20 protein-coding genes and 1 pseudogene are annotated in these 26985 nt (G+C 73.2%); 7 read left to right on the top strand and 14 right to left on the bottom strand.

Going from position 1 to position 26985, the window contains the following annotated elements; translation table 11 throughout:
- Positions 1 to 194: 194 nt before the first annotated feature.
- A complete protein-coding gene (locus LXN57_RS03225) occupies positions 195 to 2438 on the bottom strand; it encodes a helix-turn-helix transcriptional regulator (protein ID WP_251796474.1) in 2244 nt (747 codons plus the stop codon).
- 75 nt (positions 2439 to 2513) lie between these two features.
- Here LXN57_RS03225 and LXN57_RS03220 point away from each other — a divergent pair, with 75 nt between their 5' ends.
- A complete protein-coding gene (locus tag LXN57_RS03220; protein WP_251796473.1) occupies positions 2514 to 2939 on the top strand; it encodes a hypothetical protein in 426 nt (141 codons plus the stop codon).
- Between the two features lie 62 nt (positions 2940 to 3001).
- A pseudogene (locus LXN57_RS03215) lies at positions 3002 to 3091 on the top strand (IS5/IS1182 family transposase); the annotation flags it as partial.
- A 170-nt stretch (positions 3092 to 3261) separates the two neighbouring features.
- Here the strand turns inward: LXN57_RS03215 and LXN57_RS03210 are convergent.
- The 7 genes from LXN57_RS03210 to LXN57_RS03180 are packed head-to-tail and all read right to left on the bottom strand — an operon-like array spanning position 3262 to position 10524.
- Complete coding sequence (locus LXN57_RS03210; RefSeq protein WP_251796472.1) at positions 3262 to 5829, bottom strand: tetratricopeptide repeat protein; 2568 nt, start codon at positions 5827 to 5829, stop codon at positions 3262 to 3264.
- Positions 5830 to 5849: 20 nt separating this feature from the next.
- On the bottom strand, positions 5850 to 6845 hold the full coding sequence (gene dhaK, locus LXN57_RS03205) for a dihydroxyacetone kinase subunit DhaK (protein WP_251796471.1): 996 nt from the start codon (positions 6843 to 6845) through the stop codon (positions 5850 to 5852).
- A complete protein-coding gene (gene dhaL / locus LXN57_RS03200; RefSeq protein WP_251796470.1) occupies positions 6842 to 7456 on the bottom strand; it encodes a dihydroxyacetone kinase subunit DhaL in 615 nt (204 codons plus the stop codon). The genes dhaK and dhaL overlap by 4 nt, the downstream gene beginning before the upstream one ends.
- Entirely contained in the window at positions 7453 to 8217 is a 765-nt protein-coding gene (locus LXN57_RS03195; protein WP_251796469.1) for an HAD-IA family hydrolase, read from the bottom strand. Before LXN57_RS03195 ends, dhaL begins: the two co-directional genes overlap by 4 nt.
- Complete coding sequence (locus tag LXN57_RS03190) at positions 8214 to 9074, bottom strand: class II fructose-bisphosphate aldolase (protein ID WP_251796468.1); 861 nt, start codon at positions 9072 to 9074, stop codon at positions 8214 to 8216. The genes LXN57_RS03195 and LXN57_RS03190 overlap by 4 nt, the downstream gene beginning before the upstream one ends.
- Positions 9075 to 9101: 27 nt before the next feature.
- Positions 9102 to 10097, bottom strand: a complete 996-nt coding sequence (locus LXN57_RS03185) for a LuxR C-terminal-related transcriptional regulator (RefSeq protein WP_251796467.1) — start codon at positions 10095 to 10097, stop codon at positions 9102 to 9104.
- Positions 10098 to 10107: 10 nt separating this feature from the next.
- Positions 10108 to 10524 (bottom strand): DUF11 domain-containing protein, encoded by a 417-nt coding sequence (locus tag LXN57_RS03180; RefSeq protein WP_251796466.1) that lies wholly within the window; start codon positions 10522 to 10524, stop codon positions 10108 to 10110.
- A gap of 62 nt (positions 10525 to 10586) precedes the next feature.
- Here LXN57_RS03180 and LXN57_RS03175 point away from each other — a divergent pair, with 62 nt between their 5' ends.
- Positions 10587 to 12227, top strand: coding sequence for a DEAD/DEAH box helicase (locus tag LXN57_RS03175; protein ID WP_251796465.1), 1641 nt, complete (start codon positions 10587 to 10589; stop codon positions 12225 to 12227).
- Between the two features lie 190 nt (positions 12228 to 12417).
- On the top strand, positions 12418 to 14745 hold the full coding sequence (locus tag LXN57_RS03170) for a putative bifunctional diguanylate cyclase/phosphodiesterase (protein ID WP_251796464.1): 2328 nt from the start codon (positions 12418 to 12420) through the stop codon (positions 14743 to 14745).
- A 20-nt stretch (positions 14746 to 14765) separates the two neighbouring features.
- On the opposite strand, the gene LXN57_RS03165 is transcribed toward LXN57_RS03170, so the two are convergent.
- Genes LXN57_RS03165 through LXN57_RS03150 form a run of 4 tightly spaced genes read right to left on the bottom strand, consistent with a single transcriptional unit; the run spans position 14766 to position 22186 of the window.
- Positions 14766 to 17474, bottom strand: coding sequence for an FtsX-like permease family protein (locus tag LXN57_RS03165; protein ID WP_251796463.1), 2709 nt, complete (start codon positions 17472 to 17474; stop codon positions 14766 to 14768).
- A complete protein-coding gene (locus LXN57_RS03160) occupies positions 17471 to 20599 on the bottom strand; it encodes an FtsX-like permease family protein (RefSeq protein ID WP_251796462.1) in 3129 nt (1042 codons plus the stop codon). The genes LXN57_RS03165 and LXN57_RS03160 overlap by 4 nt, the downstream gene beginning before the upstream one ends.
- A complete protein-coding gene (locus LXN57_RS03155) occupies positions 20593 to 21273 on the bottom strand; it encodes an ABC transporter ATP-binding protein (protein ID WP_251796461.1) in 681 nt (226 codons plus the stop codon). Before LXN57_RS03155 ends, LXN57_RS03160 begins: the two co-directional genes overlap by 7 nt.
- A gap of 37 nt (positions 21274 to 21310) precedes the next feature.
- Positions 21311 to 22186 carry an ABC transporter ATP-binding protein gene (locus LXN57_RS03150; RefSeq protein ID WP_251796460.1) on the bottom strand — a complete coding sequence of 292 codons (876 nt, stop codon included), beginning with the start codon at positions 22184 to 22186 and terminating at the stop codon, positions 21311 to 21313.
- 147 nt (positions 22187 to 22333) lie between these two features.
- Here LXN57_RS03150 and LXN57_RS03145 point away from each other — a divergent pair, with 147 nt between their 5' ends.
- A complete protein-coding gene (locus LXN57_RS03145) occupies positions 22334 to 24697 on the top strand; it encodes a S8 family serine peptidase (RefSeq protein WP_251796459.1) in 2364 nt (787 codons plus the stop codon).
- Here LXN57_RS03145 and LXN57_RS03140 read toward each other — a convergent pair.
- Positions 24684 to 25160: an SRPBCC domain-containing protein gene (locus tag LXN57_RS03140; protein ID WP_251796458.1), complete on the bottom strand. Its 477-nt coding sequence runs from the start codon at positions 25158 to 25160 to the stop codon at positions 24684 to 24686. The genes LXN57_RS03145 and LXN57_RS03140 overlap by 14 nt on opposite strands.
- The gene (locus LXN57_RS03135) at positions 25157 to 25489 is read right to left on the bottom strand and encodes an ArsR/SmtB family transcription factor (protein WP_251796457.1); all 333 of its coding nucleotides are present in this window, start codon (positions 25487 to 25489) and stop codon (positions 25157 to 25159) included. Before LXN57_RS03135 ends, LXN57_RS03140 begins: the two co-directional genes overlap by 4 nt.
- 67 nt (positions 25490 to 25556) lie before the next feature.
- Between LXN57_RS03135 and LXN57_RS03130 the strand changes: the two genes are divergently transcribed.
- Both LXN57_RS03130 and LXN57_RS03125 read left to right on the top strand, forming a co-directional pair.
- Entirely contained in the window at positions 25557 to 26402 is an 846-nt protein-coding gene (locus tag LXN57_RS03130; protein ID WP_438872820.1) for an aldo/keto reductase, read from the top strand.
- A 3-nt stretch (positions 26403 to 26405) separates the two neighbouring features.
- The gene (locus LXN57_RS03125; RefSeq protein ID WP_251796456.1) at positions 26406 to 26915 is read left to right on the top strand and encodes a gamma-glutamylcyclotransferase family protein; all 510 of its coding nucleotides are present in this window, start codon (positions 26406 to 26408) and stop codon (positions 26913 to 26915) included.
- Positions 26916 to 26985 lie beyond the last annotated feature (70 nt).

The following is a 26985-nucleotide window of genomic DNA, read 5'->3' as shown; positions in this document are numbered from 1 at the left end:
CTTCCCGACAACGCCGAGACGCTATCTGCGCAGTCGTCTTGGATTCTGCGAACATGGTCGCGGCCTGGATCCGGACCTTCTCCCGCCGGACCCGGGCTGACGCTTCATGCCACCACCAGCCGGATACCTCACACCTCCGGCCTACCGAGCCCATCGACATCGATCACGTAGACACGCCGAACGGCCTCAGCTTTTCAACCTCTGTAGCTCTCGGGGGTGGCGACCCAGCTCGCGATCTGGGTACGCGAGTGGAAGCCCAGCTTGTTCAGGATGTTGCGCACGTGGCTCTCGACCGTGCGTTCGGAGATGAACAGCCGCGCGCCGATGTCCTTGTTGCTCAGGCCTTCGGCCACCAGCCCGGCGACATCCTTCTCACGCTGTCGCAACGGACCGTCCGGGCTCGGGGCAGCCACCTCGCGCAGCGCCAGCCGCAGCGCGTCGGCACGGCTCATCCGCAGGCCGTCGCGCAGCGACGACTCGAAGCGCGCCGGACCGAGAGCGGCCCGCACCGATGCGGTCGCCGACGACAACGCGGGCGCCATTCCACTGTTGACGGTCGCACCCACCTCGACACGCAGCCCTTCCATGGCCCCGAGCAGCTGGGCCGCACGCTGTGGGTCGCGAACCGATGCGGCGCACGCGCCGACGCCGCCGAGCAGATAACACTGCGCGACCCGGTCGTCTATCCGGCGGGCGATCGGCAGCGCCTCGACGAACCGGCGCTCCGCCTCGTCGGCGTCACCGGAGCGCAGGGCGGCGAAGCCCTGGTTCAGCAGCATCATCGTGAGACTGTACAAATCGCCCGCCCGGCGACTCAGCCGCGTGCCGTCGGCGGCCGCGGAACTGGCAGTGTCGAGATCACCGTCTCCGAGTGCGTTGAGGGTCCGCGCCTGGTGCACCATCAGCGTGGCACCGACGTCGTCCCGGTCGGCGGACAGGGCTACCGCTTCGTCGAGCAGCCGTTCGGCGGACGGGCGGTCGCCTGCCATGTTCGCCGCGATCGCCGCCATCGCGAGCAGCTGGCACAGGGCGTCCGGCTGCCCGGCACCGCGAGCGGCGAGCACGCCACGCTCCAGCACCGGCACGGCGACGACCGGGTCGCTTTGTAGCACGGCCAGGTAGCCCCGGGCGAAGTAGGTCCACGGCGCCGACGCCGCGGGAGCCAATTCGTCGAGCCATCGGACGCCCTCGGTCGTGGCGCGGGTGATCCAGTACCAGATCAGGCTGGTGGCCAGAGCGACGCCGCGCACGTCGTCGGACAACGCCCGCAGCAAAGCCCGGACGTTGTCGATCTCCGGCTCGATCCACGTCAGCCACTCCACCAGCCGGTACCGGCCCTCGGCGCCGAATCGTGCGCATCGTTGCAGGTAGTGGTCCGCCCAGCGCTGTTGGAGGCCATCCGGGGAACGCGTCGAGCCGGCGTACTCGCGCATGCTCTCGTGCAGGCGGTAGACCGCCGTGCCCGCAGCGGGCTCTCGCTGCAGCAGCGACTTGTCGACCAGCGAGGACACCAGTTCGACGCTCTGCGCCGCCGGCACGTCACCGAAGCAGCACACCGCCTCGACGTCGTCGAGCGTGAACCGGCCGGCGAACACCGAAAGCCGGGACAACAGCGTCTGTTCGGCCGAAGTCAGCTGTTCGTAGCTCCACTCGAGGGTCGTGCGCAGCGTCTCGTGGCGCGGCAGGGTCGCCCTGGTGCCACGGGCGAGCAGCGCGAACCGGTCGTGCAGCCGGTCGAGGATCTGTGCGGGGTCGAGCGCCCGGGTCCGGACCGCCGCCAGCTCGATCGCCAGGGGCAATCCGTCGAGGCGCCGGCACAGGTCCACTACAGCCGCCCGGTTGGCGTCGGTGAGCTCGAAGTCGCCCGATGCCGCCGCTGCGCGCTCGACGAAGAGCCGAACCGCCTCGTTCTCGCGCAGACGATCCAGCGGATCGTCCGCCGGGAGCGACAACGGCGACACCGGCAGCACGTGTTCCCCAGCAGCCCGGAGCGGCGCCTGGCTGGTGGCGATCACACGAACCGCCGGCGCCGCTCGGAGCACCTCGCCGATCAACTCGGCCGCGGCGTCGATCAGGTGTTCGCAGTTGTCGACGACGAGCAGCAACTCGGCGTCGCGGAGATGCCGGAGCAGCAGTTCACGCGGTTCGGAGGCGGCCTGGTCGCGCAGGTCGAGGGCCGCCATCGCGGTGTGGGTAACCAGCGACGGATCGCGCAGCTTGCCGAGTTCGACCAGCCACGCGCCGTCCCGGAACCCGCGGGCGAGATCGGCGGCGAGACGGACCGCGAGGCGCGTCTTGCCCACGCCACCGGGCCCGACCAGGCTCACCAGACGCCCGTCGGCCAGCTTCTTCCTCGCCTCGGCCAGCTCACGGCGGCGACCGACGAAGCTCGTGGCCTCGGCGGGGAGGTTGCCCGGTCGTCGACTGCGGTTGGCCACAGGACGACGGTAGCTCAGTACCGGCTCCGCAATTCCACTGATGAGCGTCGACCACGTTCTTCCTACCGTTGGCCCATGACCCCGAATACCCTGGTGGAAGATGTCGACGTGTCATTGCCGCGCCTACACGCGCTGCGTTTCGGATACTCCGTCCTCGCGATCGGGCTCGCGATCGAGGCGTGGCCTGCCGTCCTGCACCACGACTCGTCCTGGAGAGGGATGGAGAGCATCGTCTACTGCATACTGGCGGCGATATCTCTCCTGGCATTCGTTGGCCTGCGCCACCCCGTGAAGATGCTCCCGCTGCTCCTGTTCGAGTCGGCCTGGAAGCTGATCTGGCTGAGCGCGGTGGCGCTGCCCGCGTGGCTCTCCGATCGGATGGACGACGAAACGTGGGGGTACACGCTTTCGTGTCTTCTCGTCGTCATCTTCCTGGCGGTGGTGCCGTGGCCGTACGTCTTCCGGCAGTACGTCCTCGCCCCTGCCGAGCGGTGGCGCTGAGGTCGTCCAATGCTGAGGTCGTCCAATACAGCCATTGCCGTGTTGCGGCCGTTCAGGGCGCCGAGCTGCGCTGCTGTCCCCGCCGGGCGACCGTGATCGTGGCGGCCGTCCTCGTCTTACACCTCGTCGAAGCGGACCGCTACGCAGGATGAACGTCTCGACCCGGAAGCGCGTTCACCGCCCGCCTCTGCGTCCAGCCGCTCGGCTCGTAGCGCCAGCGCCGGGCACGGACTTCAGCTTCGAGCCGGGTCGAGCCCGACGACGCATGACAACCACCAACATCAGGATGCTTGGCACCCTCCGCGTGACGCCGGTCCGAATGTCAGATGGTGTCCTTCCCTCCCAGGTGGGTGCGCACCTGCTCGGCCTCGGGCACGCCCAGATCCTCGTACAGGGAAAGGGCCTGCTTGAAATGGAGCAGCGCCTCGGCCTCGTCACCCAACGCACGGTGGGCGTGACCCAGGCCGGTCACCGCGCGGGCCTGCTGGTAGCGGTTCTCGATGGTGACGGCGATGGCGCGGGCCTCCGTGTGACGGGTGAGGGCCTCGGCGGGCCGGCCGGCCGCGAGGGCCACCTCGCCGAGGCCGTTGAGGGAGAAGCACTGGCCCTCCTGGCTGCCGATCTCGCGGAAGAGCGCCAGCGCCCGGTCGAAACAGCCGGCCGCCTCGTCCAGGGAACCCAGACGGGTGTGCAGCATGCCGAGGCTGTCCAGGGCGCTGCCCTCGCCGAGGCGGTTGTGCAGCCGGCGGCGCAGCACCAGGCACTGCTCGAGGTGGTCGCGGGCCGGCTCGTACCGGCCCGCCCGCATCTCGATGTTGGCCACCACGTCCAGGGCGTAACCCTCGCCGTGCTCGTGCCCGACCTTGCGGGCCTGGGCCAGCGCCTGCAGGCCGGCCTCCATCGCCTCGTCGGTGCGGCCCAGCCGGTCGAGCGCGACGGCCAGGCTGCCCAGGGTCGTGGTCACGTTGACCTCGTCGCCGGCCTCGCGGTAGCAGGCCAGGCATTCCCGCAGCAGGTCGACGGAGGACTGGAAGCGGCTCGCCCGTTCCTCGATGGCGGCCAGGCTGAACAGCGCGCGGCCCTGGCTGCGGGGATGGCCGATCCGGCGCCAGAGCTCCAGGGCCCGCCGCAGGTGGTCGGCGGCCGGGTCGTACTGCTCGGCGTAGAGGTACGAGATGCCGAGGTTGGTCAGGGCGGCCGCCTGCCCGGCGAGGTCCGCGCTGCCGAGGGCGGCGTGATGGGCGTTGGTGTAGGCGGTGAGCGCCTCGCTGTGGTGGCCGCCGCCGATCAGGTAGCGGAACAGCACGCCGGACAACCGGGTCGTGTGGCTGGGCCAGCCGTGGGTCGCGGTGTGCACGGCCACCGCGACCAGCGTGTGCCGTTCCGCGTCGAGCCAGGCGACGGGCGCGCCGGGGCTGGTCACATCGGGGACGGGGCTGCCGGACGGCTCGATGGTGGGGTGCAGGTGGGCCTCGGACGGGTGCAGGGCGTTGATGGCGGCCGCGGTGGTGGCCAGATAGTGGTCGAAGAGCCGGGTCAGGGCGGCGCGGCGGGCGGCCGGCGGGTCCTCGTCGCGGGCGCGGGCGTCGGCGTAGGCGCGTACCAGGTCGTGGAAGGTATACCGGCCGGGCGCCGTCTCCTGCAGCAGGTGGTCGCGGCACAGATGGGCCAGCGACGCCTCGGCGGTGGACAGGTCGGAGCCGGCCAGCGCGGCCGCGGCGTACGCGTCGAAATCCTGCCCGGGGTGCAGCGAGGCGAGCCGCAGGAGCTGCCGGTGGGCGGCTGGCAGGTGCTGGTAGGACAGCCGGAGGGCGAGTTCGACGCCGGAGTCGAGGCGCCGCTCGTCGTGGCGTTCGTCGAGCCGGTCGGCGTGGTCGGTGAGGGTCCAGTTCGGGGTGGCCCGGATGTGCCCGGCGATCAGGCTCAGGGCCAGCGGCAGGTGGCCGCAGCGGCGGGCGATCCGTTCCAGGGCGGTGGGATCCGGGCCCACCGGCGCCTCGGGCAGGGCGCCGGCCAGGAAGGCGACCGCCTCGTCGGGGGTGAACACGTCGACCGCGATCCGGCCGGCGGACGGCAGCTCGACGAGGCTGCGCCGGCTGGTGATCAGGGTGAGGCAGCCGGGCCGCTCGGCCAGCAGGGGCCGCACCTGCTCGGCGGTGGCGGCGTTGTCCAGCACCACCAGGGCCCGGCGGCCGGTCAGCCGCTCGCGGTAGGCCGCCGTGCGGGCGGCCAGACCGTGCGGCACCTGGTGCCCGGGCAGGCCCAGCAGGCGGAGGAAGCCGTCGAGCACAGCGGCCGGGTCGGCCGGCGGCTGCGCGGGGTCGGGGTGGAAGCCGCGTAGGTTGACGAACAGCACCTGGTCGTACGCGTCGTCCCGGAGCAGCCGGTGTCCGGCGTGGACGGCGAGCTGGGTCTTGCCGACGCCGGCCATGCCCTCGATCGCGGTGATGACGACGGATCCCGTGGCGGCCCGCAGGGCTTCGGCCAGCTCGTCCTCGCGGCCGGTGAATCCGACCAGATCCTGGGGCAACTTGTCCTGCACCCGGGCCTGCGAGACCGCCTCGGCCTCACCCGCGAGCACCCGGAGCGCTTGGCGCCACTGGGCCACGTAGCCCGTGTCGGGGCACAGCGCCCGCACCACGGCCAGGACGAGGTCGGTGTTCAGGCGGCGGCGGCCCGGCAGGAAGCAGTTGGCGACGGTCGACTTGATCGTCAGCTCCCCGGCGGGCCGCCCCTCGGCGGTCCAGGCCGCGTTGACCCTGCTCTTGATCTTGTCGTACGAAGGGTCGCCCGCCCACACCTTCAGCCGCCGCAGCCGCTCGACCAGTTCGTCGATGTCCCCAGCCGTGGACGGGTCCGGGAGCGTGTCGAGATCGTGCGGCACAGACATGCACGAAACCCTATAGGTGCCTAGAAGACGCGGACGGCGGCCTCCGCCGGCGCCGCCAGCAGTCCTTCGATCTCGTCGTCCAGGCGGACCAGGGTCAGCGAGGCGCCGGCCATGTCGAGCGACGTGCAGTACTCGTTCACGTAGCTGCGGCCCACGGTGATGCCCCGGTCGGCCAGCCGCTGGTGGGCGCGGCGGAAGAGGATGTAGAGCTCACTGATCGGGGTGCCGCCGAGGCCGTTGATCATCAAGGCCACGCGGTCGCCCCGGTCGTACGGCAGGTCGGTGACCACGGCCTCGAGCAGGTCGTCGACGATCGCGTCGGCGTCCTTCAGCTTGCGGCGTTCGCGGCCCGGTTCGCCGTGGATGCCGACGCCGAACTCGATCTCGTCGGCGCCCAGCTCGAACAGGGGTGAGCCCTTGGCCGGCGGGGTGCAGGCGGTGAGCGCGACCCCCATCGTCCGGGTGACGTCGTTGACCTTCTTCCCGACCCGGATCACCTCGTCGAGCTCGGCGCCCTGCTCGGCGGCGGCGCCCACGGCCTTGATGACGAAGAAGTTGCCGGCCACGCCACGCCGGCCCACGGTGTACGTGGAGTCCTGCACAGCGACGTCGTCGTTGACGGTGAGGATCTCGGCGCGGACGCCGTCGGCCTCGGCCATCTCCTTGCCCATGTCGAACGCCATCCGGTCGCCGGTGTAGTTGTTGACCAGCAGCAGCACGCCCTTGGGGGAGGACAGCAGCTTCGCCGTCTCGTAGACGTAGTCCATCGGCGGGGCGGCGAACACGTCACCGGGGCAGGCCGCGTCGAGCATGCCCTTGCCCACCGCCATCACGTGGGCCGGCTCGTGCCCGGAGCCGGAACCCTGCACGATGGACACCTTGTTGTCGTTCGGGGCGTCCGACCGCATGATCAGGTTGTAGGCGGGCACGTAGCGCAGGGCGCCGGGGTTGGCCAGCGCGACACCCTCGAGCATCTCGGCCACGTAGTTCTTGGGGTCGTTGACGAACTTCTTCACGATGCGTCTCCTTGCTGGGGCCAGGTCTCGCTGATCCGTTCGACAAGCACCGCCACCGCCATGGCGCCGGCGTCGACCGAGCCGCGGCTGCGCTCGCCCGTGTACGCCGCCCGGCCGCGCTTGGCGACCATCTCCGCGGTGGCGTCGGCCGCCTCCCGCGCCGCGACGGCCGCCGCCGGAAGACCCCCGGCGGCCAGCGCGTCGGTCATCGGCGCCAGCGCGTCGAGCAGCGTCTTGTCGCCGACGTCGGACTGCCCGCGCGCCTTGATGCCCTCGATGGCGGCCCGGAGCATCGCGACCACCTGCCCGGCGGTCAGCTCGGCCGCGTCCCCGGCGGCTGCGCCGGCCCGGAGGAATCCGGTGCCCCAGATCGGGCCGGACGTGCCGCCGATGCGCGACGTGATCACGATGCCGCACTTCTTGAGGAACGTTCCCGGGTTGGTGCGGTCGAGGTCGTCCCAGCCCTCGAGCAGCTTCTCGAAGCCGCGGGCCAGCGAATAGCCGAAGTCGCCGTCGCCGACCACCGAGTCCAGGTCGCCGAAGTACTTCTCGTTCTCGATGGCCGTCTCGGCGATCACCCGGACGACGAACTCGGTCTGCCGCATCGTCATGCCGGCCCTCCCAGACAGGCGCGCAGGTCGTCGAGCGTGAGATGGAGCCCGGGCCGCGCCGCGCCGCGGTTGGCCAGCACCTCGACCGGGGGACGGCCGGGGTCGCCCAGTCCCGAGACGACCAGGACCGCCTCGCCGAATTCCTCGTCGCGGGTGTAGTCGTTCACCGTGACCACGCAGGCCAGCCCGGCCCGAGTGGCGGCCAGCAGGCCGTTGCGCGAGTCCTCGACGACCAGCGTCTCGGCCGGGTTCAGGCCGAGGTTCCGCACGGTGAGCTGGTAGATGGCCGGGTCGGGCTTCTTGGCCGGCACCACGTCGCCGGCGAAGACCGGGATCTCGGCCGCCGCGGAACCGACCGCGTTCGCGAGCACCGCCCGCACGGATTCCTCGGCCGAGGTGGAGGCGACGGCGACGGTCCAGCCGGCCTCGAGCGCACCCACGATGATCCGCTTGATGCCTGGCCGGACCGGAATCTTCCCGTCCGCCACGAGCTGCTGGAAAGCCGCCGTCTTGGCCTTGTGCCAGGCCACGAGCTTTTCCGTACGATCACCCGGGCCGGCCGCGGCGGCGAACGCCGGGTCGTCGAACAGGCTCGCCATCCGTTCCTTGCCGCCGCCGATTCGCAGCTTCCGGCCGTACTCCTGCTCGCTCCACCGCACCGGCAGCCCGAACTGCTCGAAGGTGGCGTTGAAAGCGGGCAGGTGCCCGTAGCGCTCGGTGTCGGCCAGAACCCCGTCACAGTCGAAGATCAGCGCGGTCACCAGGCCCGCCCCGATCCGCCGAACAGCCGGATGTGCCGCCGGGCCATCTCGAGCACCGCTGTTCGTTGGTGCCGGAACAGTGACGGCGGATCCCACTTGTCGCGCTCGGCCGTCTCGCGCAGGAATTCCAGGCCGGACTTCATGAACGTCTCTTTGAGCGCGGTCGAGATGTTCACCTTGGCGCAGCCCCGGGCGATCAGGTCGGTGAACTGGTCGTCGGAGAGCCCAGTGCCGCCGTGCAGCGCCATCGGGACGCCGGTCGCCGCGACCAGATCGGTGATCCGCTGGGCGTCGAGCACGGGCGCCTGCCGGTATTGGCCGTGGGCGTTGCCGATGGCCGGGGCGAAGCAGTCGACCCCCGTACGTTCGATGAAGTCGATCGCGACCTCGAGGCTCTGCACCCGCGGCGCGTCGTCGGAGCCGACGTCGTCCTCGACGCCCTGGATGCCCTCGATCTCGCCCTCGACGTGGGCGCCGGTCTTGCGGGCCTCCGCCACCACCTCGGTGGTCTGCCGCAGGTTCTCGGCGACGTCGAGCTCGTGCGCGTCGAACAGCACGGAGTTCCAGCCGCCGTCGAGGCAGTCCGAGATCACCGTACGGTCGGGACAGTGGTCGAGATGCAGCGTGACCGGCACGTCGGCCTCGCGGACCAGCGCCTCGACGATGTCGTGGAGCTGCCACCGGCCGTACTGCCGGACGGTCTTGACCGAGGTCTGCAGGATGACCGGCGCCCGTTCCTCGGCGGCGGCCGCGACGACGGCGTCGATGGTGAGGTCGTTGATGATGTTGATGGCGGCCACGCCGTACCGCTCGGCGAGCGCACGGTCCAGGATGTCCTTCAGCGCGACGATGGGCACGGGGCTCAGTCAAGCCGGTGGCGCCGGTCACCGGTATGGGGGAATCCACCCGTTGTCGAGGGCGTGAACCACAGCTGCCGTCCGCCGGGTCGTTCCGGTTTTCCGCAGCACGGCGGCGACGTGCTTCTCGACCGTCTTGGGCGAGACCACCAGGCGTGCGGCGATCTCGCGGTCGGTCAGGCCCTCCCGTAGCAGGGTGAGCACCTCGGCCTCGCGCGGCGAGAAGGGCGGCGGTTCCAGCGCGTACGGGAATTCGGCGCGCACCAGCACACCCCAGCCCGGCACCTCCTCGACCGTGACGCCCTCGCGGCGCAGCTCTTCGTCCGCGCGCAGGCCGCCCTCCTGCTGCACCAGCAGCCGCAGACCGTCCTCGCCGTAGACCAGCGCGACCCGCTGCTGCGACCCCTGCCCGGCAGCGCGCGCGGCGGCGGCGACCAGGTCGGTGGCGATGCGGGCGACCGCAGGCGAGACGGGCCGCACGGCGCCGGCCTCGGTGACCGTGGCCGGCACCCGCCGGGCGATCAGCGCGGCCAGCGACGGGTCGTGCCGTCCCGACATGACGATCGCGGCCGCCGCCGTCTGGGCCAGAGCCTCCAGGTCGTCGACCGCGCCCGCGCTGAAGTCGCCGGCATCCGGCGCGAACACCACGTCGACCGCGATGACGTCGCCCCGCCACCAGATCGGCACGGCCACCGCCGCGCCCCGGCTGGCCGGATCGGTGCCGGCCAGATGCCCCGCGCGCAGCCGCCCGTAGTCCGGGATGACCACCGGCCGCCGCCGGTCGAACGCCCGCCCGGTCGCGCCCTCGTCGAGCGGGAACCGCTGCCCGAGCCGGCACCGCGCCCCGATCTCGGCCGCCTTCACGTACTGCCCACGGGCCGCGTCGACCAGCGAGATGCTGCCCGCCGCGGAGCCGGTCAGCCGCCCGCTGTGCCGCAGGAGCCGCCGCAGCACAGGCGCCAGCCGCAGGTCGCCGTACACGTCGGCGACCGCCGTCTCCAGCCGAAAACCCTGCCCGGGCATACTCCGGAATCTAGGTTCGCCGCTCTCCGGAAGCAACCGCCGGTCGGGTCAGGCGCTCACCCGGCCATCTCGTGTCAACGAAGCGTGCGACGGCGGCCGAACCGTAGGGCGGCGAGGCCCGCCAGCAGAACCTGACGCCCGGCCCTTCGGCCATGCACGGCCCGGAGTTGCGGCCACCTTCGACCGTGTTCACCGCGCCCGGCTCGGCCGACACGTAGGTGACGCCGGTCGGCAGCGTCAGCGTGGCCTCGACACCGAGTGCCTCCTGGTCGGACGCCTGCATGGTGAAGACGGCGGTCCGCCCGACGGCGACGCTCCCGGGCCCGCTGAGATGCAGCGTCCGGTCCTGCGGGGCTGCCGCCGCGCCCAAGCCCGCTCCGCCCCCGACCAGCAGGGCCAGCACCACAAGATATCGATGTACGCCCATGGCTGCGCAGTATGGCACGGGGCCCGGATTCCCGGAAGTTCCCGGCTCGTATCCTTGTCGTCATGGACGAAGACCTGGTCGAGTCCGAGGTTGGCTTCGCGGGATTGGGGCTTCGACCGGAGCTGCTGCGCGCGCTCCTGAGCCTCGGCTATGAAGAGCCCACCCCGATTCAGCGCGAGGCGATCCCGCCCGTGCTGGCCGGGCACGATCTGGTGGGGCAGGCTGCCACCGGCACCGGCAAGACCGCGGCGTTCGCGCTGCCGATCCTGCAGTCGCTCACCGGCGACCGGACAGCCGGGCCGCAGGCGCTGGCCCTCGTGCCGACCCGTGAGCTGGCCGAGCAGGTCTCCCAGGCGGTCCACCGGTACGGGCGCGAGCTGAATGTCCGCGTGCTGCCGGTCTACGGTGGCCAGCCGATCGGACGGCAGCTGCAGGCCCTGCAGCGCGGCGTGCAGGTCGTGGTGGGCACGCCCGGTCGCGTGCTCGACCACATCAGCCGCGGCACCCTCGACCTCAGCGACGTGCGGACCGTGGTGCTCGACGAGGCCGACGAGATGCTCGACATGGGCTTCGCCGAGGACATCGAGGCGATCCTGGCCGAGACCCCGGACGAACGGCAGACCGTGCTGTTCTCGGCCACCATGCCGCCGCGGATCGACGCCATCGCCCGCCGCCACCTGCGCGAGCCGGTCCGGATCCGGATGGGCCGGGAGGACTCCGCGCCGGGCGAGATGCCGCTGGTGCGCCAGAGCGCGTACATCGTGGGCCGTCCGCACAAGGCGGCCGCGCTCGGCCGGATCCTCGACGTCGAGGCGCCCACGGCGGCGATCGTCTTCTGCCGTACGCGCGAAGAGGTCGACCAGGTCACCGAGGCGCTCAACGGGCGTGGTTACCGGGCCGAGGCCCTGCACGGCGGGATGAGCCAGGACCAGCGTGACCGGGTGATGGGCCGGCTGCGCGGCGGCAGCACCGAACTGCTCGTGGCGACCGACGTCGCCGCCCGTGGGCTCGACGTCGAACAGCTCACCCACGTGATCAACTTCAATGTGCCGTCCGCGCCCGAGGCGTACGTGCACCGGATCGGCCGGGTCGGCCGGGCCGGGCGCGAGGGCGTCGCGATCACCCTGGCCGAACCGCGTGAGCAGCGCATGCTCAAGGCCATCGAGCGCCTGATCGGCCGCCGGATCCCGATCGAGCGGCTGCCCACGGTGACCGACCTGCGCGCGCGCCGGCTCGAACTGACGCGCGCCTCGTTGCAGGCCGCCCTCGAGGACGACGGCCTCGAGCGTTTCCGCGTGGTGATCGACTCGCTGACCGACGACTACGACATCGAGAACGTCGCCCTGGCCGCGGTGAAGCTGCTGCACGAGGCGGCCGGCGGTGATGTCGACGAGCCGGAGATCCCGTCGCCGGCCCCGGCCCGCCGCGACAAGGAGACCCGGCAGCGGCCCACCGACTCGGGGGTGACCCGCCTGTTCGTCGGTCTCGGCCGCCGCGTCGGGCTGCGCCCGCAAGACCTGGTCGGCGCCATCGCCGGCGAGTCCGGGCTGCCCGCCCGCGAGATCGGCGCGATCCAGATCACCGACCGCTTCTCGCTGGTCGAGGTGCCCGACTCGGCGGCCGAACGCGTCATCAAGGCACTGTCCCAGGCCACCATCCGCGGCCGCCGTCCGACGGTCCGCCGGGAGCGTCCCGGCCGCTGACCGGGCGGTCAGTTCCGGGCGGCCCAGCCGGGTGTGCAGCCGGGCGAGGCTTTCCAGCGTGTCGGCCTCCCCGAGGCGGTTGCCGAGCCGGCGGAACAGGACGCGCGACATCCGGGGTGTGCGACGCCTTGAGCGGCGCTGAAACGCCTTTTCAGAACAACGGGGCACGCGTTCTGCGAGGGTGAAGACTGTGGGGGACGAGTCGGCGCGGCTGCCTGGTGGCCGCGCGGCGCTTTTCATGTGGGCCGGCGTGGTCGTCACGCTGGTGCTCGTCGCTGTCGGGTTCCGGGTGTCGTCGTTCGATGGGCTGGCTCTGCTCATGCTGGCCAGCGCAACCCTGGTGCTGGCGGCCGTCGCCGGTGGGGTGCGGCTGCACCGGCCGCGGTTCGCGCGGGGCTGGTGGCTGATCTTCGCCTCGGTCGGGCTGGCGCTGGCCGGCAACGTCATCGTCGCGACCCTGTTTCCCCCGGCGGTGGCGACCGGTGGCTTCGCCATCAATGTCATCTACGGGATCACCTACCCGATCCTGTGTGCGGGCGTGGCCCTGTTGCCCAACCACGGGCGGCGGGGTGCGGCGACGATCGGCTTGACCGAGAGCGCGATCATCGCGTCCGGCGCCGCGGTGATCTGGTGGATGGTGTTCGTCGACCCGGCGCTCATCGACACCGGCCTCATCCACAGCCAGGCCTACCTGCTGGTGGAGCCGTTCCTCGACCTGGTGCTGCTGACCTTCGGCGTACGCCTGCTGCTGCTCAGCGACTCCCGGTCGGTGTCGTACTGGCTGGTCGCGGTGTCCTGCGGGGTGCGGCTGACCGCCGATACCGCCTACCTGACGGTGGGCAGCGGCGCCGGCTTCCCGACCGAGGTGAGCATCGTCGGCTGGGTCGTCGGCAACGGCCTGCTCACCGTGGCCGCCCTGCACCCGTCGATGAAGCGGACGGTACCCCTCCCGGCGGGCCAGGACTCGCTGAGCCGGCACGGCGCGACCAGGATCTACGTCGGCACCGTGGTCGCGACACCGGTCCTCACCGGTCTCTTCCTGCTGCGCGAGGGCCTGGCGGGCACCCTGGGCAGCCTCGACGTGGTCGTGCCGATGATCGCCACGGCCTGCACGTCGGCGCTGGTCGTGCAACGCATGCGCCAGCTCAACGGGGTGGCCGCCCAGCGCGCCCGTGACCTCGAGCAGGCCCTGCACAATCAGGCCGAGCTGCAGCGGGAGCTGCGGTTCCGCTCCGAGCACGACGTGCTGACCGGTCTGCCGGGCCGGACCGTGCTGCACGACCGGCTCGCCGCCGCCCTCGGGAGCGACCGGCCCGGCGCGTTGCTGCTGCTCGACCTGGACGGCTTCAAGGACGTCAACGACCGGTTCGGGCACGCCGTCGGCGACGACCTGCTCGTCGAGGTGTCGGCCCGGCTGCGTGCCCTGTTCGACGGCGCGCTGGTGGCGCGGCTGCACAGCGACGAGTTCGCCGCGCTGCTCGAGGGCGCCTCGCTGACGGACGCCTGGGCCACCGCCGAGCGGGTGCTGGTGGCCATGCGGCGCCCGCTGCCGGTGCCGGGACACGAGCTGTTCGCGACGGTCAGCATGGGGCTGCGCGAGTTCGAGGACGGCCGCCGGGCGGCGGATGTCGCGCGGGACGCCTACCTGGCGCTGCATGCGGCCAAGGAGGCCGGGCGGAACCAGTTCGTGCTGTACGACGAGCAGTTGCGCGAGCGGCGGCTCGAGGCGGCCCGGACGGTCGAGCGGCTGCGCGAGGCCCTCACCCGCGACGAGTTCCTCGTGTTCTACCAACCGCTGATCCGGCTGGCCGACGAGCACATCGCCGGCGTCGAGGCGCTGATCCGGTGGCAGCCGCCCGGCGAGGCGATGGTGCTGCCGGACCGGTTCATCGGCATCTCGGAGGACAGCGGGCTGATCGTGCCGATCGGCGCCTGGGTGCTGCGTGAGTCGTGCCGGGTGGTGGCCGGCTGGCACCGACGGCACGGCACAGTGGTCTCGGTCAACGTGTCGCCGCGGCAGCTGCGGGAGCCCGGCTTCGGCCTGATGGTGCTGGACGCGCTGGATTCGTCGGGCCTGCCCCCGGAGGCGCTGATCCTGGAGATCACCGAGGGCGTCCTGGTCGACTCGGGCCTGGTCACCGAGCAGGCGATCAGCCACCTGAGCATGCTGCGGACCCACGGCGTGCGGGTGGCGGTGGACGACTTCGGCACCGGGTACTCGTCGCTGGCGTACCTGCGCGACCTGCCGATCGACCACGTCAAGATCGACCGCTCGTTCATGCCCGCGCCGGGGATGCCGGACCCGGCCGCCCGCGTCGTGGTCAAGGCGATCGTCGACCTGGCCGCCGGGTTGCGGCTGGGCACGATCGCCGAGGGCGTCGAGACCGCCGAGCAGGTGGAACTGCTGCGCGAGCTGGGTTGCGAGCGGGCTCAGGGTTTCTATTTCTCGTGCCCGGTGCCCGAGGCGGACGCGGCCCGGCTGATCGGCGAGTCCCGTGAGCGGCTCACGAGCGGCTGACCGCCGCCGATGGGCAACCGCTAGGACGACACGCGCAGCACGTCGCCGAGCCTTCGCTTCCTTCGTACGGACGACTCCGTGGCCACCACGGCCGAGAGCACCGCCGTGAACGCCACCAGGGTCACCAGTTCGGCCGTCCACCACGGCACGACCGTCACCGGCACGGCCACCTGGCCGGTAAGCACGCTCAGAGCCAGCGGCTCCACGGTGAGCCGGGCGAGCAACGCCCCCAGCAGCGGCCCGAAGACCACGGCGACCACGGCGACCGGCAGCAGCTCGCCCGCTGCCACCCGGTGCGCGTCGCGCGGCCGCAGCCCCAGCGTGCGCAACCGGGCCAGGGTCTCCCACCGCTCGGGCGCGCTGGCCGCCGCCGCGAGCGCGAAGCCGAGCAGCCCGAGCGCGAGCAGCGCCCCGGCCGCGATCAGCTGCAGCCGGACCAGACCGGCGGTCAGCGGAGCCGTGCGACGCTCTTCGAGCACTTCGGCCCGGGTCGTCAGCCGCCCGTCGGCGCCGGTGGCCCGGAACGCCTCGGCCGCGCCGGGGCCGGTCGCCCACACCGTGTTCGGCGCGGATTCCAGCCCCGCCGCCCGGGCCGTGGCGACATCCACCACGATCACGTCGTCGCCGTTGCCGACGGCCGGGGCCGCGCCGATCGCGGCCATCGGGATGGCGCTGTTGGTCCGCAGCGGCAGCCGGAACTGCGTGCCGGGCCGCAGGCTGCCGTCGCCCGTGCGCACCAGCGCGGGTACGGTGCCGTCGTTCGTCGCGGCCAGCCCGGCCGGGTCCGGCAGCCCGGGCAGGGGAGTGGCCGCCAGCAGCCGCCGGAAGGCCGCGGTGTCGACGACGACCAGGCGGGCCACGATCGAGGTCTGGTCGGCGATGAACCGCTCGCTCTCGACGACCCGGGCCGTGACCACCGCGCTGACCCCGCGCGCGGCGGCGACCTGTCCGGCGATCGCGACGGTGGAGCCGGCGGCCTCGGAGCCCACGGTGAGCCGGGCGTCGGCGCCGACCGCCTGCCAGGCGCCGTCCGACAGCCCTCGGTCGGTGGTGGCGTGCAGCGTGACCGCGAACGAGGCGAGCGCGATCGCGGCCGTGACGGTGAGCGCGGGCAGCAGCCGGGACGCGGTCGCGGCGGCCCGGGCGGCAACGAAGAGCACCAGGGGGCGCCGGGACCGCAGGGCCAGCCGCAGGGCGCCGCCGGTGCCGCGAGGCAGCAGGCGCATGAGGAGCAGAGCGGCGGCGAGCGCGCCGAGGGTCGGAGCGGCGGCGGGCAGACCGACGTCGCCCTCGTCGGTCGATCCGATGCCTCGCTGCCGCAGCGCGACCAGCGCGCCCACGGCGAGGGCGACCACGGCGACGTCGACGGCGACCCGGCGCAGCAGCGTGGTGCGCGAAGCCCACCGGCGCGCGCTGCGGTTGGCCGGCGACCGCTTGTCGCGGGTGGCGCGGGCGGCCGCGAGCGTCCCGAAGACGGGGCCGACGGCGGCCGTGAGCAGCAGGAACGGCAAGACCCAGGCCACCGAGGCGCTGCCGGCGAGCGCGGCGGCCAGCGCCAGCCCGAGCGCGGCGGCCGGGACGACCACGGCCACCGACTCGATGGCCAGTTCGGTGGCGATCGCGGGCAGCGAGGCGCCCCGCTCGCGGGCGGTGGTCAGCGACCGCGCCCGGCGCCGGGTCAGCAGGTCGGCGGTCAGGCTCACCACCAGCAGGGCTCCGGCCAGCACCGTGAGGAGCAGCACGGTGGCCTGGGCCGAGGCGGTGGCGATCTGGTCGCGCAGGTCGCGCAGCACGCTGTCGAGCTGGGTGGCCCACTTGAGCGAGGTGTCGCGCTCGGCCGAGACGGCCGACTGCCCCTTGAGGGTGGCCACCGCGGACGCCAGAGCCTGGGCGGACTCCCACGTCAGCCGGTCCGGGTCGGCGTCGAAGCGGACGCTGCGGCGCAACTGGTCGGACCGGAAGGCCAGCCGCGCGTCGGGCAGCGACTCGTCCGAGAGCAGGCCCCCGAAGCGGGTGCTGCCCAGGCCGTCCCGGTTCGCCGCCGGCTGCAGCAGCCAGGGCGCGAGCTGCCAGGCCGGATCGGCCGGGTCGACCGGCCGGAAGATGCCGCTGACCCGGACGTTGTAAGGGTTCCGGCGTTCGTCCTGGACCGGGATCCTGTCGCCCGGGCGGGCGTCGAGCACGGCCGCGTCGGCCTCGGACAGCCCGATCTGCATCGGCCACGGGGCGCCGTTGAGCGGGATCTCGGCGAACTGGTCGCGGGTCGAGGGCCCCGGGGCGCGCCCGGCGATCCAGGTGACCTCGGGGCCACCGGACTCGGTGCGCAGATATTCGAGCTGCAGGCGGCGCTGCACGCTGCCGTCCGTGACAGCCATCGAGATGCTCGAAACGGTAGCCACCGGGGGCCGCAGCGCGGACCGCAGAGCGGGATCGAGGTCACTCGCGGCCAGGGAGGACAGGCCGGCGACGTCGTCGGCGAGCCGCGGGGCACGCAGGCGGCCACCGGTCGGCCCGTAGTCGTCCGGCCACTCCGCCTCGACCCGCACGGCGGCGTCGTCGGCCGCCCGGCGTACGGCGTCGCGGGTGGCCTCGTCGGAGGTCGAGCGCAGCATCGGCGGGGTGGCTCCGACGAGCACAGCCACGACGGCGACCACCACGGCGACCAGCAGCAGCGGGCCGGCGTCGGCCCGGGCCCGGCCCCGGATGCTCGGCCAGTGCAGGCCCGTCATGACGCCACCCGCAGATGCGCGGCGTCGGCCCGGCCGACCTGGATCAGGACCGCGACCCCGGCGGCCAGGGCACAGGCGCCGGCCAGCCCGGCGAGCAGCAGGATCTCGGCCGCCCAGGGCCAGTACGCGACCGCGACCGGCACAGCGGCCGCGCCGGTGTCCGAACGGATCAGCAGCGGCGCCACCAGCCAGGTGGTCAGCGCGCCGACGCCGGCCCCGGCCACCAGCAGCGGCAGCACGACAGCGGCCTGCTCGCCCAGCAGCGCGGCCCGGATGCCCCGCCGCGAGACGCCCAGGCCGCGCAGCCGGGCCACCTCGACCGAGCGCAGCTGCATGTCGCAGGTGACCTGCAGCAGGACGCCGCCCAGGAGCAGGACGGCCGCGGCCACGACCAGGACGCGCAGGACAGCCGGGAAGGAGGCGCGCAGCGGGCTGCCGGTCAGCCGCTCGGTCTCGGCCGCGCGGGTGGTGACGGTGCCCAGCCGCAGGTCGCCGACGTCGGTGCGGGCCGGGCGCCCGACCCACCAGGCCGTCACCGGCGAGTCCACGTTGCCGCGGACGGCCAGGGCCCGGCTCAGCAGGTCGACATCGGTGAGCAGCGCGGCCGCGCCGGGCGCCGACGGCACCTCGGCCACGATCGCGGCGACGGTGGCGTGCACGGGTGTCTGGTCGACGGCGAAGGTGATCTCGGAGCCGCGCCGGGCGCCGACCTCGGCCGCGAACCGCTCCGAGACGACGACCGGCACCGGTCCGGGATCGGCGAAGGCCGTGGCGACCAGCACCCGGGTCGACGGGGTGGTGTCGGCGAAGCTCGCGACGGCGCTCAGGCGCAGCCGAGGGCCGTCCGCTTCGACCTTCGCATCGCTGAGCTGGTTGGACTCCGGCGCGGCCGACCGGACGGTCCAGGCCGAAGCGGGCGCCTCGGGCAGCGTCACGGTCGCGTCGATCGCGCTCACGTGCTGGATGCCGGACTCGCCCAGGACCGACAGCGTGACGCCGACCAGCCGCAGCCCGGTGACCGGCACACAGCCCGTCACCGCGTGGGCCCGGCCGTCGAGCGGGACCGGGTCGCCGTCGCAGGTCGTCCGCAGGCCGGTGTCGTCCTGGAGCATCAGGTGCGGGGTGACGGCGATCGGCCGGTCGCCGGTGGCCGTGCCGGTGACGGCCGGGGAGCTGCCCCGGGGCAGGGCGACACCGGTCACCGGGGACGGTGGGACGAGCGTACGGGTGACCCCGGCCCACCCGGCCTCCGGCCCGGCCCGGCCGCGCAGCAGCGACCCGGCCTGCCGCGTGTCGATCGCGACGAGCTGGGGCGCGGATTCCGGGCCGCCGAGCCACTGGCCGACCACGATGTTCTGCCGGGCGACCGGGCTGATCACGCCGCCCGTGGCCGCCGCGACCCGGGCGCTCTGGCCGGTGACGGGCGCCGTGGTGAGCGAGATGGCGAGGTCGGTGCCCACCGCGAGGTCGGCCTGCTCGCGCTGTGAGGTCTGCCAGGTCGAGCCGAACGCCGTGCCGAACGTCGCGGCCGCGCAGCCCAGGCAGATCAGCAGCCCGGCGGCGAGGGCCTGCGGGCGGCGGGCGGCTCCGGCGGCGGCCAGCGAGAGTGTGAAGCCGCGGGACCGCCCGGCCAGCCGTTCGGCGCCGCGCAGCAGGGGTGGCAGGGCACGCAGCAGCAGCGCCGAACCGGCGGTCAGGATCAGGGCGGGGGCGAGGATCCGGACGGCGTCGGCGCGCGATCCGGCCGCCGCCGGCTGGGCCCGCAGCTGCCACCAGCCGACCGCGGCCAGCGCCAGCAGCAGCAGGTCGAGCCCGGAGCGGGCGAGCAGTTCGCGGTGCCGGCGGCGGTCCCCGGGATCGGCCGCGGGCCGGGTCGACAGCGCGACGTGCAGGGCGGCCAGGGCCACGGCGCCGGCGGCCACCACCAGCACCTGCGTCCAGGTGACGGTCACGGGAGCGCCGAGCCCCGCGCCGGCCAGCGGAGGCAGGTGGGTCAGCCCGGCGAACAGCAACGACGACAGGGGCACCGACAGCGCGACGGCGAGCGCCGCGATCGCGCCCGCCTCGGTCACGGCGACGGCGGTGAACTGCCCCCGGCTCGTGCCCAGGGCGGCCAGCAGATCGAATTCGGTGGTACGCACCCCGGTGGTCAGCCGTCCGGCCAGGGTGAGCGCGATGGCCGTCAGCACCAGGCCGATCAGGGCCAGCGCCAGCACCGCCCCCGAGGTGAGCTGCTGCTGGTCACGGGCGTCGAGCAGCAGCTGGGGGAGCGGCGACGAGACGCGCTGGATCTCGACACGCTCCCCGAGCGTGCCCTCCAGCTTGCGGTTGGCCCCGAGCAGCGAGGCGGTGAGCTCGTTGAGGCCCCGCTCGGTGGGCGCCGACAGGTCGGGGCGCGCGGTCACCTCGATCCGGCTGAGCGCGTTCCGCCCGGAGAGCAGGGTGTTCAGGTCGACCAGGAACGGCCCGTACGCGTGGATCTGGCGGGCTGAGGTGCTCTCCAGCGGGTCGGGGTCGAACCCGTTGCCGCCCAGGGGATCGCGGTCCCAGCCGGAGTCCGGGAGGGGCCGGACGATGGCGACCACGGTCACCGCGACCGGGCCGTTGGGCGAGCGACCCAGCTCGGGCCCGAGCCGCACCCGGTCGCCGACCTTCAGGCCCAGCAGCCGGGCGGTGCTCTGCAGAACCGCGGCCTCCGTGGTCGCGGCCCGCGGCCAGCGGCCGGTGATCAGCGCGGACCGCGCCGGCAGGTCCTCGACCGAGGACAGGTAACCGCCGCCCTCGACGCCGTCCGACTCCCCGTCGGCCAACGGCAGCCGGCGCAGCGCTCCCGAGGCGCGGGTGGCGGTGGTCGCGGTGAACGGCGCGACCGCCGCGAGCAGCACGTCCCGGGAGTCGGCGGCGACCGAGCGGGCGTTCGCGGCGGCCACAGCACCGACGTAGGCGGTGACGGTGACGTCCTCCGGGTCGGCCCGCGCGGCCGAGACCTCCACCGCTCGCTCCGAGGTGCGGGTGACCAGCAGCGTGCTCGTGCCCAGCAGCGTCGCGCCGACGACCAGGATCGTGAGCAGCGAGGCCAGCAGCGGCCAGTGCGCCCGTGCCCGCCGGGCGACCAACCTCAGCACGCGGGGACTCGGCCGTCGCTGATCTGGATGACCCGGTCGGCCAGCGCCATCATCACCGGGTCGTGCGTGGCCACCACGGCGGTCACGCCCTCGGACTCGACCACCCCGCGCAGCAGCCCCATGACGGCCAGCCCGGTCTCGGCGTCGAGCTGGCCGGTGGGCTCGTCGGCGATCAGCAGCCGGGGCGAGGCGGCCAGGGCGCGGGCGATGGCCACGCGTTGCTGCTGGCCGCCGGACAGCTCACCGGGCCGCTGCTGGGCGTGATCGGCCAGGCCCACCAGGTCGAGCAGCAGGTTGACGCGGCGCTCGCGCTCGGCCGGCTCGGACCGGGCCAGCCGCAGCGGCACGCCCACGTTCTCGGCCGCCGAGAGCACCGGGATCAGGCCGAACGTCTGGAACACGTACGAGACCTTGTCGCGGCGCAGCTGGGACAGGCCGTCCTCATCGAGGCCGGTGACCTCGAGCCCGTCGACCACGACCGAGCCCGCGTCGGGCCGGTCGAGCCCGCCGATCACGTTGAGCAGGGTGGTCTTGCCCGATCCGGACCGGCCGACCAGGGCCACCATCGTGCCCGGCTCGACGTCGAACGACACGTCCCGCAAGGCGTGCACGGCGGCCGCTCCGGAGCCGAAGGTGCGGTTCACCCCGCGTACCGTCAGCAGCGCGCCCGTCATGCTGTGCCCCCGGTTGAGTGCCGCTCGGTGCAGGCGATCATGCGTCGGGCCGGATCGTGATGTGGTCGGGCTCCAGGGCCAGCCGCACCCGCCGGGTCAGGGCGAGCGCCTCGCGGTAGTCGCGGGGCACCTGGATGCGCCCGGCCCGGTCCATCACGGCGTACTCCTCGGCTATGACATGCGTGCCGCCGTCGTCGGCGGTGGCCGTGCGGCGCAACACCTCGCTGCTCGTCCGGCCGTCGCGAATGGACACCGTGCGCTCGACCTGACCGCTGACCGCGGGATCGTGGGTGACCACGACGACGGTGACGCCGAGGTCGCGGTTGACGTCGCGCAGCGCGCCGAACACCTCGGCCGAGGTGGCCGTGTCGAGCTCGCCGGTGGGTTCGTCGGCCAGCAGCACGTGCGGCTGGTTGGCCAGGGCGACCGCGATGGCCACGCGCATCTGCTGCCCGCCCGAGAGCTCACCGGGCCGCCGCCCGGCCAGGGCGCCGACGCCGAGCGCCTCGAGCAGGTCGGCTGATCGCTGGCGGCGCTCGCGGGCCGGGGTGCGGGCGGCGGTCATCGGCAGGTCGACCATCTGCTGCGCGGTCAGGTACGGGATCAGGTTGCTGGCCGTCTGCTGCCTGACGAAGCCGACGGTGTGCCGCCGGTATCGCACCCGGTCGGCCCGTGACATGGTCAGCAGGTCCCACTGCTCGACCCGGGCCCGCCCCGCGGTCGGCGCGTCGACCCCGGCCAGGATCGACAGCAGCGTCGACTTGCCCGAGCCGGAGGCCCCGACGACGGCGACCATCTCGCCCTTGTCGACCACCAGGTCGAGCCCCTGCAGCGCCTGCACCTCGACCGGCCCGGTCTGGTAGATGCGAACCAGGCTCTCGCACACGATGAGCGCCGCGGCGTCCGCCGACATGATTCACCTCCGCCCGTTTGGTGATCACTGTTATATCCGATCAGGTGGTTGCCGTGTCGTCCTGCCGACTTCCGGATAACCGCGCGGCGGGCGAGGACTCCACTGACAGGGACGAGGTCTTCGACGACCCGACCAGGGAGGACTGCCATGGCCACCAAGATGCTCGTGACACTGCTGGAGCCTCGGGACGCGGCAGCCGTCCGTGCTGCCGGGGTGGAGGTGCTCGCCGAGTATCCCGACTCGATGCTCGTCCGGGGCTCCGCCGACCAGCTGGCGACGCTGACCACCGGCGGCGTCGAGGCCACGGCCCTGCACGACGAGGTCACCCAGGTCGCGGGCTCGCGGTTCGCCTTCGCCGACGCCGTCCGGGCGCAGGACGAGGTGCCGCTCGAACAGGACGCCGGGCGTACGGCGTACTACCTGGTCAAGCTGGCCGGTCCGGCGGCGCCGGAGTGGCTCGGCGTGGTGCAGTCCCTCGGCGGCGCCGTGCGGGACAGCGTGCCCGGGTTCACGCTGCTGATCGGGATGCTGCCCGAGCGCGTCCCGGAGCTGGCCGCCCAGCGCTGGGTGGAGGACGTCACCCCGTACCGGCCGGCGATGAAGGTCTCGGCCAAGCTGCGCCGTGACCCGGGACGTGAGCTGGGCGCCACCCTGCTGACCGCGGTGGCCGCCGAGGATCTGGCCGGTTCGGACGCGCAGCGGGTCGAGGTCACGGTCTTCCCGGGCGAGAGCACGGCCGAGGTGTCGGCCCGCATCCGCGCGGCCGGCGGCGTGGTGTTGTCGACCGCTGGGCGTACGGTCGTGGCCGAAGCCGGCCCGGCCGCGATCGCCGAGGTGGCCGGCACGCAGGGTGTGCAGGCCGTGCTGCCGTTCGCCTTCGCCGAACTGCACAACGACCGCGCGCTCACCGTCATGGGCGTGCCCACCGGGCACACGTTCGCCGGCCGTACGGTGACCGGCCGCGGCCAGCTCGTCGGGATCGCCGACTCCGGGCTGGACACCGGCGACCCCCAGCACATCCACCCCGACCTGCGGGGCCGGGTCCGCCGCATCACGAGCCTGCCGGCCGGCTCCCGGCTGGCGCCGTTCATCACCGACCCGCCGAACAGCGACGACGGCCCGGCCGACGAGGGATCGGGGCACGGCACCCACGTCACCGGTTCGGTGCTCGGCGACGGGGCCGCCGCCAAGGCGATCGGCTCGGCGTTCGTGCCGGCCGGGGCCGCGCCCGAGGCCGAGGTGTGGTTCCAGGCCATCGGCCAGCGCGTGAACTGGAAGACCGCCGCCCAGCTGGCCGCCGAGGGCGTCCACGTGAACCCGGCGGACTGGCCGACGGCCGCCGACGGCCTGTACGGCCTGCCGGAGGACCTGACCGATCTGTTCGGCCCGGCCCACGCGGACGGCGTGCGCATCCACACCAACTCGTGGGGCGCCGCGAACTCCGGGGTCTACAACGCCGCGGCCCGCACCGTCGACAAGTTCGTGTGGAACAACCCGGACATGCTGATCCTGTTCTCGGCCGGCAACGACGGCAAGGACGTCAACGGCAACGGCGTGGTCGACCCGGACTCGATCGGCACGCCCGCCACGGCCAAGAACTGCCTGACCGTAGGGGCCAGCGAGAACAACCACCCGCGCGGCTCGGTCCCGCCGCCCGGCCGGGACATCGACTGGAGTCAGACGGTCAAGTTCCCGCGGCTGACCGCGGCCGGCCACGTCTCCGACGACGTCGACGGCATGGCCGCGTTCTCGTCGCGTGGCCCGACCGACGACGGCCGGATCAAGCCGGACGTGGTCGCCCCCGGCACCAACGTGCTGTCGCTGCGGTCGTCGGCGCTCGCACCCGGCGGCGATCCGCTGTGGGGCGGCCTGCCGGCCGGGCACGAACTGCGCGACCTCTACTGCTGGAGCGGCGGGACGAGCATGTCGACCCCGCTCGTGGCGGGCGCGGCCGCGCTGGTCCGCGAACGCCTGATCGCCGACGGCGCTGTGCCCTCGGCCGCGCTGATCAAGGCGGTGCTGATCAACGGCGCGGCCACGATGCGCGGCCAGTTCGCCGGCGAGATCACCGCCGGGCCGAACAACGTCTGCGGCTTCGGCCGGGTCGACGTCACCGCCGCGCTCGCACCCGCGCCGGACGAACAGCTGCGCTACGAGGACGACCCGGGCTCGGCCGTCGGCACCGGCGAAATGCGGCGCTGGACCGTGCCCGCGGCCGGCCCGGAAACCCCGCTGAAGGTCACCCTGGTCTGGACCGATCCGCCGTCGCTGGAGGGGGTCGGCTCCCTGGTCAACCAGCTCTACCTGCAGCTGCAGGCGCCGGACGGCACCGTGCTGAACGGCGACACGACGCCGTTCCCGACCACCACCAACAACGTCCAGCAGGTCACGGTGCCGGCCCCGGCGGCCGGCGCCTGGACCGTGCGGGTGCGCGGCGTCTCGGTCACCGCCGGTCGCCGGCAGCCCTTCGCCCTCGTGATCTCCGGCGGGACCGGCCTCACGCCGCGGTAGAGCCCTCCGCGACCGCCGCGAGCTGCGTGGTGACGGCGCCCCAGCCGTCGAGGAAGCCCATCTTCTCGTGGCGGTCGCGGGCCGACGGATCGCCGTGGCGCACGAGGACGCGGTAGTCGGTGCCGTCCGGATGGTCGGCGAACGTGATCTCCGCGGTCAGCGCCACCGGATCGGGGTTCGTGGGCCGCCAGGCGCTGTCGACCGCGTTGGTGAAGACGATCCGCTCCTCGTCGTCGACCACGAGGAAGAGCGCGTCCATGTGTGGCGCGTAGGTGACGCCGTCGTCGCTCATGCGGGTGACGAGACCGCCGCCGGGGCGGGCCTCCAAGCGGTCGACGCGGCACTTCGTGGGGGCGGGGAGCCACCACTGGGCCAGGCGGGCCGGGTCGGTCCAGGCGCGCCAGACGGCAGCGCGCGGGGCCCGGATGACGCGGTTCAGGGCCAGATCGAGATCGGGATTCACGACGGGTTCTCCTCGGTGACGAAGTGTTCGAGACGGTCGGTGCGCTGCTGCCACAGGTCGCGCTGCTCGGCCAGCCAGTCCTCCACGACGGTGAGGCGCTCGCGGTTGAGCACACAGGTGCGTACCCGGCCGGCCTTCGTGGTGCGGATCAGCCCGGCCGATTCGAGGGTGCGCACGTGCTTCATGAAGGAGGGCAGGGTCATCGGGAAGGCGCCGGCCAGCTCGCCCACGCTGGCCGGACCCTGACCGAGCCGCCGCACGACACCGCGCCGGGTCGGGTCGGCCAGGGCCACGAACACGTCGTCGAGCTGCGCCGAATACTGTGCCACGCGGCTAAGTATTGACCGCCCCGATACTTAACGCAAGGGCTAAGTGTCGGGGGCGGATACTGGACGGGTGACTTCGATCAATCTGGGTGGAAAGACTGTCGAGCGGCTGGGCTACGGCGCGATGCGCATCACCGGCCCGGGCATCTGGGGGCCGCCCCGCGACCACGACGAGGCGATCCGGGTGCTGCGCCGGTCGGTCGAGCTCGGCGTGACGTTCATCGACACCGCCGACTCGTACGGCCCCGAGGTGTCGGAAGACCTGATCCGCGAGGCCCTGCACGACGGCCGGGGCTACGGCGACGTCGTCATCGCCACCAAGGGTGGCTTCACGCGCAGCGGGCCCAACCAGTGGGCGGCGGTGGGGCGTCCCGAATATCTGCGTCAGTGCATCCGCATGTCCCTGCGCCGCCTCGGCGTCGAGCGGATCGACCTGTGGCAGCTGCACCGCATCGACCCGCTGACTCCGCGCGCGGACCAGTTCGGCGTGCTGCGGGAGTTCCTGGACGAAGGCCTCGCCGCTCAGATCGGGCTGTCCGAGGTGACGGTGGCCGACGTGAAGGAGGCGCAGGCGGCCGGCGTGCCCGTGGCGTCCGTCCAGAACCGCTACAACCTGGGTGACCGCCGCGCCGAGGAGCTCGTCGACTACTGCGCCGAGGAGGGCATCGCGTTCATCCCGTGGGCGCCGGTCGACGCCGGGACGCTGGCTCGGCCGGGCGGCCCGCTGGACGCGGTGGCCCGCTCGCACCCGGGCACGACGACCGGTCAGCTCGCGCTGGCCTGGCTGCTGCGCCGCTCCCCGGTCATGGTGCCCATCCCGGGCACGTCGTCGGTGGCGCACCTCGAGGAGAACTGCGCGGCGGCCGGCGTCGAACTGGCCGACGAGGAGTACGAGGCCTTGACGAAGGCTGCCTGACGCGTGGCTGTCGTCTTCGGGTACGGATCGCTGGTCGCGCCGGCCACCATTGCGGCGCTGGGCGGCCGCGACCCGGCCCGGGCCCGGCTCATCGGGTGGTCACGCACCTGGAACGTGTGCACCGACAACACCGCGAACGGGCCGGTCGTCTACGAGGACGTGAACGACGGGAGCCGGCCGCCGATCCAGGTGCTGTTCCTGACGATCGAGCCGGGCGCCGCGGTCGAGGGCGTGCTCTTTCACCTGCCCGACGACGGGTTGCCCGCCCTGGACGCCCGGGAGGGCAACTACACCCGGATCGCCGTCGAGCTGGACGGCTCCGGGCCGGCGTGGACGTACGTCGCCCGGCCCGGCAGCGCCGAGCGGGCGCGCCGCGGCATCGCAGCCGGCACGGCCCGCATCCGCCGGGACTATCTGGAGACCGTCGTCGCGGCGTTCGCCGCCCACGAGGGCATTCCGCCCCTGGAACCGCTTCCAGCCCCCGTCGTTCCGCTTCGCCGTCTTCGTCGCTGACGGCGGGAGTTGTTCACACCGTGGAAGCATCATTGTAATGGGAGCGCTCCCATGCAACCATGACGGTCAA

Source organism: Paractinoplanes hotanensis (assembly GCF_023717965.1).
Lineage (GTDB): Bacteria > Actinomycetota > Actinomycetes > Mycobacteriales > Micromonosporaceae > Actinoplanes > Actinoplanes polyasparticus.
This window is presented reverse-complemented; position numbering and strand designations above follow the sequence as displayed.